This is a genomic window from Blautia sp. ZXY-1-C6 (assembly GCF_056339875.1).
Window position 1 is genome coordinate 1 of the sequence record NZ_JBWJVQ010000197.1, and the last position, 6206, is coordinate 6206.

Here is a 6206-nt window from a genome sequence, read left to right on the forward strand (position 1 = left end):
GTTCATTACCGTTACCAGTGCAATAATTGCCAAAAACGCATAAACACAGAAAACAAAAGCCATATAAGTTCCCGTAGTGCGCTCGTCGCGTTTATCTCGAAAGCTATATGTTTGATCTACGGAATTCTGGATTGCCTGAACATTTTCGTCCGTAACATCTCCCGTTGTTTGTATCAGCACAAGAGAATAACCTTCCTCTCCTGTCAAACGGACAAATGTTTCATCAGAGGTAATCAATGTGAGCTTTCCATTTGTCAATCCATTCTCACTAAATGGGTCGTTTTTTAACAGTCCGGCTATGGTAAGGGTTTCATCCCCAATCTGAACAGTGTCACCGATTTTCCATGTGCTGTCCTGATCGGATGTTGCCAAAACAAAATTGCTGTCCCTAAAAACTTTGGACAGATCACTCCCCCTTTTCAAAGCACTGTCTTTTTTCAGACATTGTAAATCAAAATCGTCATAAGAAATCAAATCGACTGTGCCAGAAAAGTTGGTGTCGTCGTTTAGTTTGGCAGAAACATCAAATACACTACGACGCCCGTAAACTTCCTTCACTCCATCCATTTCGCGGATGGTTGTAAGTAGTTCCCAAGGAATCGTATTACCGTCAGCACTTGCAATATCTATATCTGATGTGGCAGCCGACTGAGGAATCAGGTAATCCACAAAATCGACCATAATAGAAAAGCTCAAAAACAGGATGATGCTAAGTGCAAAAGAACCTGTCATCAGGAATAAATTTTTCTTCCCGGAGATTGCATGGCTGACACCAAGAAGGGATTCAATTTTTCCGAAGCCTACATACGGCGAATGGCGCATTGTTTTTTCGTGGCCTGCATTTCCAGACACCGCTGTGATAGGAGATACCTTTGCAGCATGTTTTGCCGGAGCATTTGCGGCAATCAGTACAGTAATCAGTCCCACAAAGATACCGCAAGCAATGCCAAAAATACTAATGCCAAAGAGAGGAATATCAGAAAATTCTTCTTTGACTACAAAACGCAGTACCACGCAAAGTCCCCATGTAGTAACAACCCCTAAAACAAGACCGATAGGGATAGCTGTTTTGCACCAGTTCAATGCCTCTAAACGGACAAAGCGGATGGTCTGCTGCTTACTCATACCAATGCAGCGCATCATTCCGAAAAATCGGGTTCTCTGTGCAACGCTGCTGTTCATGCTGCTGGAAATCATCAAAACGCCTGCAATCAAAATCAGCAGGAACAGAACAACCGCAACAGAAAGAAGGGTTTGCCCCATGGAACTGCCGAGCAAGTCTCCAATAGAGAAACTTCCATGCTTACCAACCAATCGGGCCTGTTCCATCCGAAAACCCATTTCTGCCATACTGAATACTGCTGTTACCATAAACACAGCAAATACAATGCAAAGCAGCGTCATACCATTTTGTCGGCGGTGAACTTTAGCGGAGATGGGAATAAGACTAAGATAGCTTTTCATTCACGGCACCTCCCAAAATCAGTCAAAGTACCATCCGATACCTGTAATACCCGGTCTGCCGTTTGCGCAATACTGCGGTTGTGGGTAATCATAATGATGGTCTGCTCGTATTTTTTCGATGTTTCTTTGAGCAATGCTATGACCTCACTACTGTTTTGTGAGTCCAAATTTCCTGTTGGCTCGTCTGCCAGAATCAGAGAAGGACGGGTAATCAATGCGCGGCCAATCGCCACTCTCTGCTGTTGACCGCCGGAAAGCTGACTGGGTAAATGATTACGACGATCTTTCAAATTCAAAACCGTCAGCAGTTCCTCCAAATATCTCTTATCCGGCTTTTGATAATCCAACAACAGCGGAAAAATAATATTTTGTTCCACCGTCAACTCCGGGATAAGGTTAAACGCCTGAAAGATAAAGCCGATATTCCTCCGGCGGAAAACGGTCAGCTTTCGATCGTTCATGGCAAGAATGTCCTTGCCGTCAATCAGAACCTTGCCAGATGTTGGCGTGTCCAAAGCACCGATCATATTCAGCAGTGTACTTTTACCAGAGCCGGATTCCCCGACGATTGCCACATACTCGCCCTTTGGAACAGAAAAGCAGACATCCTTTAATGCCTTGACAGCGGTTTCTCCGTTGCCATAGGTCTTACTGATATTTTTGACTTCTAATAAGTTCATAGTGTAAACACCTCTTTCTGAATGATTTTGCGATATAGGCAGGCTGTCTTTGTTTGTCCTGCCTATGTGTGAGAGAATAGCACCTGAATCTTACTGTAAGCCTACAGCCAGCCTACAATTTTGTAGGAATCAAAAAATTCATTGTGAAAGTTGTCCCGATACCTAATTCGCTGTCAACCTCAATGGTGCCGTTATGTGCTTCAACGATTGCCTTTGCCAAAGGTAATCCCAGTCCAATCCCTTGCTTGTCCTTAGAAAAACGACTGCGATAAAACCGCTTGAAGATGTGATGTATATCCTCTGGGTGGATGCCGCATCCATTATCCGTTATCACAATTTGGACACCAGACGGCAACTCCTTCCACGCAACACGAATTGTTGCACCACTTTCTGTATGGTCAAACGCATTTTTCACGATATTGTCGATTGCCTCATTCAACCAATCACGATCACAAAAAAGAGAAAGATGATCCGAGCCAGACAGAATGATTTCTTTCTTTTCCTGTCTGGCTCTATATGCAAAATGCAGTTCAATATCCCGCATCATATCTGCAACATTTTCTGCGTTCTTTTCCAAGACAATGGCTCCGGCATCCAATCTTGTAATCTTGAGCAGACTTTGCACCAGTGTTTCGATACGGTCAAGTTCCTGCTCAGACAAACCCGCAAATTCTTTCACGGAGGACACTTCTATATCCTCGTCTTGAAGGAGTCCGTTATAAATATTGAGTGCTGCCAGCGGTGTTTTCAGTTGGTGTGAAATGTCGGAGATTGTATTTTTCAAAAACTCTTTCTCTCGTAACTCGTTATCTGCATGGGCATTTAACACTGCCGCTAAAGAATTGATGGAATGAAACAGTCGGTACAATTCGCCCTCATTGTCACATTCAATACGGGCATTGCGATCACCATCAAGATACGCATTGATTTCTAATATCGCCTGCTCCATGATCTGATTTTGCCGATTAAAATATACAAAGCAGACTGCCCATACAGCACCGCCAGCCAATAGAAAAAGGATTAGCAATAACAGAGAAAGCCGGCGATATGACAGCCATAGAAAAACCTCGGCTAAGAGAAATGTAACCCCCAAAACCAGTGAAAGCGAAAGAAATAGATTTTTGATTTCTTTATTTGCCAGTATCTTCATTCTGCACCTCACCCGATAATATTCCATTTATATCCCATACCTCGAACAGTCAGGAGCATTTGTGGTTCGCTTGGATTATCCTCGATCTTCATACGAAGCCGACGCATATAGACCGTAAGGGTACTACTGTCGATATAATTCCCGTCGCAATCCCATAGCTTATCTAAAATTTGTCCCTTTGTCAGCACCATGCTTGGGTTTCTCATAAACAAGCACAGTAGCTTGTATTCCGCGGCAGTCAAATCCAACAGCTCCCCATTTTTGAAAACCTGTCCTTGCAGCAAAAGAACCTTGATGCCATTCGACTGCAATTCTGTGTCTGCTGCTTGAAAAGAATTTGCACGTCGAAGTAAGGCGTTAATCCTTGAAACGAGAACCCCCAGTTTGAACGGTTTTGTGATATAGTCATCACCTCCAATATCCAGCCCCATAATAATACTTGTTTCCTCATCCGAAGCCGTCAGAAAAATAATTGGCACCTTTGATGTAAGTCGAACTCTTTTGCAAAATTCAAAGCCAGACCCATCTGGCAGAGATACGTCCAACACCAACAAATCATATTTTCCGTCTGTCCACAATTCCTCCGCTTCTTTGAGCGTTCTGGCGATATTTAATTCAAATCCCTGCTTTTTGAAAGCAAAAGAAAGCCCGTTAATCAGGCTTAGATCATCTTCAAGAAGTAATATATTACTCATACTTTTCTGCCTTTCCTTGTTTTGTTCGACCATCAATCGGCTTTTCCGCATCCTTTGGAATTAGCCAGATAGTTGCCATCTTTACAGCTCCAGATATGCGCCCGGCGGCACAATAGTAATTTACTCTACGAGGTGTCACGCCCCATTTTTCGGCGGCCTCTTTTAGTGTCATATAATCCATTCTGCACCTCCACAGAGTACATTATAGTTCTTTGTCTCGAACAATACAAGTTTATCACCAATCGCAGCTTTATATAATCGGCATAATCGTACAGCTTGTCAGACATAATAAGGTCATTCCATCATATAAACCGGAACGATACAATATTATTGAGGTGAACGATTATGCCGATTGATGATTTGACTGCTTTAGGGCAAAAAATGCGGGAAGCCCGAAAGAAAAAAGACCTGACACAACAGGAGCTTGCGGATCTGAGCCATGTTTCTGTAAAGCAAATCGCCAATATCGAAAAGTGGAAAATGAATCCTTCTTATTTGATTTTGAGAGCATTGGCAAAGGTCCTGCACATCTCTTTAGATACGCTTATAAATCCAGATATTTCTCTGGAAGATGAAGGTGTCAATCAGATGAAAATGCTTTATTCCAGCTGTCCGCCAGAAATGCGTGACACCCTGTTGCATCACACCCAGGAAACGGTGAAAGAACTGACAGAGTTGTCCGAGATATTTGAAATGAATTGAGCCAGTGAGTGAAATTTAACGATTCTCTCACTGGTTCTTTTCAATTTCGGAGAAAAGAGGCAAGCAATGCCTGTGTTAATACACACAGGCCCGCAGAGAAGAAAATCCCTCCGTGATTTTCCTCTCCGCTTGCTTGTTGAGGGCAGCGCCCCCAAGCCCCTTTGAACACAGAATTTCATTCTGTGGCTGCGCGGTATCCGTTCCATGCGACGAAACCCTGTGATTGCTGACCTGTTCCACCGCATGAAGTACATGGAACGCCGTGGAAGTGGCCTACGCAAAATCGTCAGTGAAACCGAAAAGCTACCTGGATATACAGAGGCATATAAGCCCGAATTTTCCTCAACAGCGACAGATTTCAGAGTTATTTTGAAAAATGTAAACTACAACTTAGAGGGTGATACCCACCAAGTTACCCACCAAGTTATCCACCAAGATATTGAACTATCAACGATGTCCAAACAGATTTTGGCTTTTTGCACAACACCAAAATCCAAGAAAGAGCTTGCAGTATTTTGCGGCTTCAAAGATTTAAGAAACTTCACTTTGAAGCATATCAATCCGCTTTTAGAATCCGGGCAATTAGAAATGACTATTCCCGATAAACCTAAAAGTCGCAATCAAAAATATATTACAGTTCGTTCCGAATAAACAGAGAAGCAGGGTATTGGGTCTCATCTCCCATTGTCCTGCTTCTTTTCATTCCAAATTATATTCACATCATTTACCCATACGCCCAATCCTGGATCGCAAATTTCAAACTCTGCACCTTGCCCAACAGCCAGATTGCAGCCAGCGGCAATCCCATCGGGCTAATCAAAAATGCCATAACCTCCTATATTTAACCACTAAAAATTGGGTGAAAACTGCTCTCGTTTGGTCAAATCAAGTCAAACTATATCAGCCCGTTTAGGTATAAGAAAACCCCGGAAAACCTTGATTTTCCGGGGTGTTTGAACCATTTTGATATAGTCTGAGCAGTCGATTATCGCTTGCTGAACTGCGGAGCGCGACGAGCTGCTTTGAGACCGTACTTCTTACGTTCTTTCATACGTGGGTCACGAGTTAAGAATCCAGCAGCTTTCAGAACTGGTCTGTAGTCGTTGTCTGCCTGAAGAAGGGCTCTTGCAACACCATGTCTGATGGCACCAGCCTGTCCTGTGTATCCACCGCCATGAACGTTAACTAATACGTCAAATTTGCCTTCTGTTTCTGTTGCAGCTAAAGGCTGACGAACGATAACTTTCAGTGTATCTAATCCAAAATATTCATCGATATCTCTTTTATTGATTGTGATCTTACCGGTTCCAGGTACAAGATAAACTCTTGCGATTGATTTTTTTCTTCTTCCTGTTCCGTAGAATTTTGCGCTAGCCAATGTTTTCTACCTCCTAATTAAAATGTTAAAGCTTCTGGTTTCTGAGCTTCATGTTTGTGTTCCGGTCCTGCATATACGAAAAGTTTTGTGTACATGCTTCTTCCTAAAGGTCCTTTTGGAAGCATACCTTTAACTGC

The 6206-nt window shown here is 43.0% G+C and carries 7 protein-coding genes and 3 pseudogenes; 2 read left to right on the forward strand and 8 right to left on the reverse strand.

The genetic code is table 11. The annotated features are described in order from the left end of the window. The 5 genes from AC075J_RS11445 to AC075J_RS11465 all read right to left on the reverse strand — a co-directional run. Positions 1–1464, reverse strand: a 1464-nt coding sequence (locus AC075J_RS11445) for an FtsX-like permease family protein (protein ID WP_476390339.1), incomplete at its 3' end; no start/stop codon positions are given. Next, positions 1461–2144: an ABC transporter ATP-binding protein gene (locus tag AC075J_RS11450; protein ID WP_118569567.1), complete on the reverse strand. Its 684-nt coding sequence runs from the start codon at positions 2142–2144 to the stop codon at positions 1461–1463. The genes AC075J_RS11445 and AC075J_RS11450, both read right to left, overlap by 4 nt. Positions 2145–2256: 112 nt before the next feature. Then, positions 2257–3294, reverse strand: coding sequence for a sensor histidine kinase (locus tag AC075J_RS11455; RefSeq protein WP_118569568.1), 1038 nt, complete (start codon positions 3292–3294; stop codon positions 2257–2259). Between the two features lie 8 nt (positions 3295–3302). Further along, entirely contained in the window at positions 3303–3989 is a 687-nt protein-coding gene (locus AC075J_RS11460) for a response regulator transcription factor (protein ID WP_008705965.1), read from the reverse strand. Next, positions 3982–4170 carry a MerR family transcriptional regulator gene (locus AC075J_RS11465; protein WP_025581218.1) on the reverse strand — a complete coding sequence of 63 codons (189 nt, stop codon included), beginning with the start codon at positions 4168–4170 and terminating at the stop codon, positions 3982–3984. Before AC075J_RS11465 ends, AC075J_RS11460 begins: the two co-directional genes overlap by 8 nt. Before the next feature lie 164 nt (positions 4171–4334). On the opposite strand from AC075J_RS11465, the gene AC075J_RS11470 reads away from it, so the two are divergent. Further along, positions 4335–4691, forward strand: a complete 357-nt coding sequence (locus tag AC075J_RS11470) for a helix-turn-helix domain-containing protein (protein ID WP_118569569.1) — start codon at positions 4335–4337, stop codon at positions 4689–4691. A 195-nt stretch (positions 4692–4886) separates the two neighbouring features. Continuing rightward, positions 4887–5342 (forward strand): annotated as a pseudogene (locus AC075J_RS11475) (ATP-binding protein); the annotation flags it as partial. Positions 5343–5415: 73 nt separating this feature from the next. Here the strand turns inward: AC075J_RS11475 and AC075J_RS11480 are convergent. The 3 genes and pseudogenes from AC075J_RS11480 to AC075J_RS11490 form a co-directional block, all read right to left on the reverse strand. Then, positions 5416–5523 (reverse strand): annotated as a pseudogene (locus tag AC075J_RS11480) (CD1845 family protein); the annotation flags it as partial. 153 nt (positions 5524–5676) lie between these two features. After that, positions 5677–6069, reverse strand: a complete 393-nt coding sequence (rpsI, locus tag AC075J_RS11485) for a 30S ribosomal protein S9 (RefSeq protein ID WP_008705974.1) — start codon at positions 6067–6069, stop codon at positions 5677–5679. Between the two features lie 17 nt (positions 6070–6086). Continuing rightward, positions 6087–6206: pseudogene (locus tag AC075J_RS11490) on the reverse strand (50S ribosomal protein L13); the annotation flags it as partial.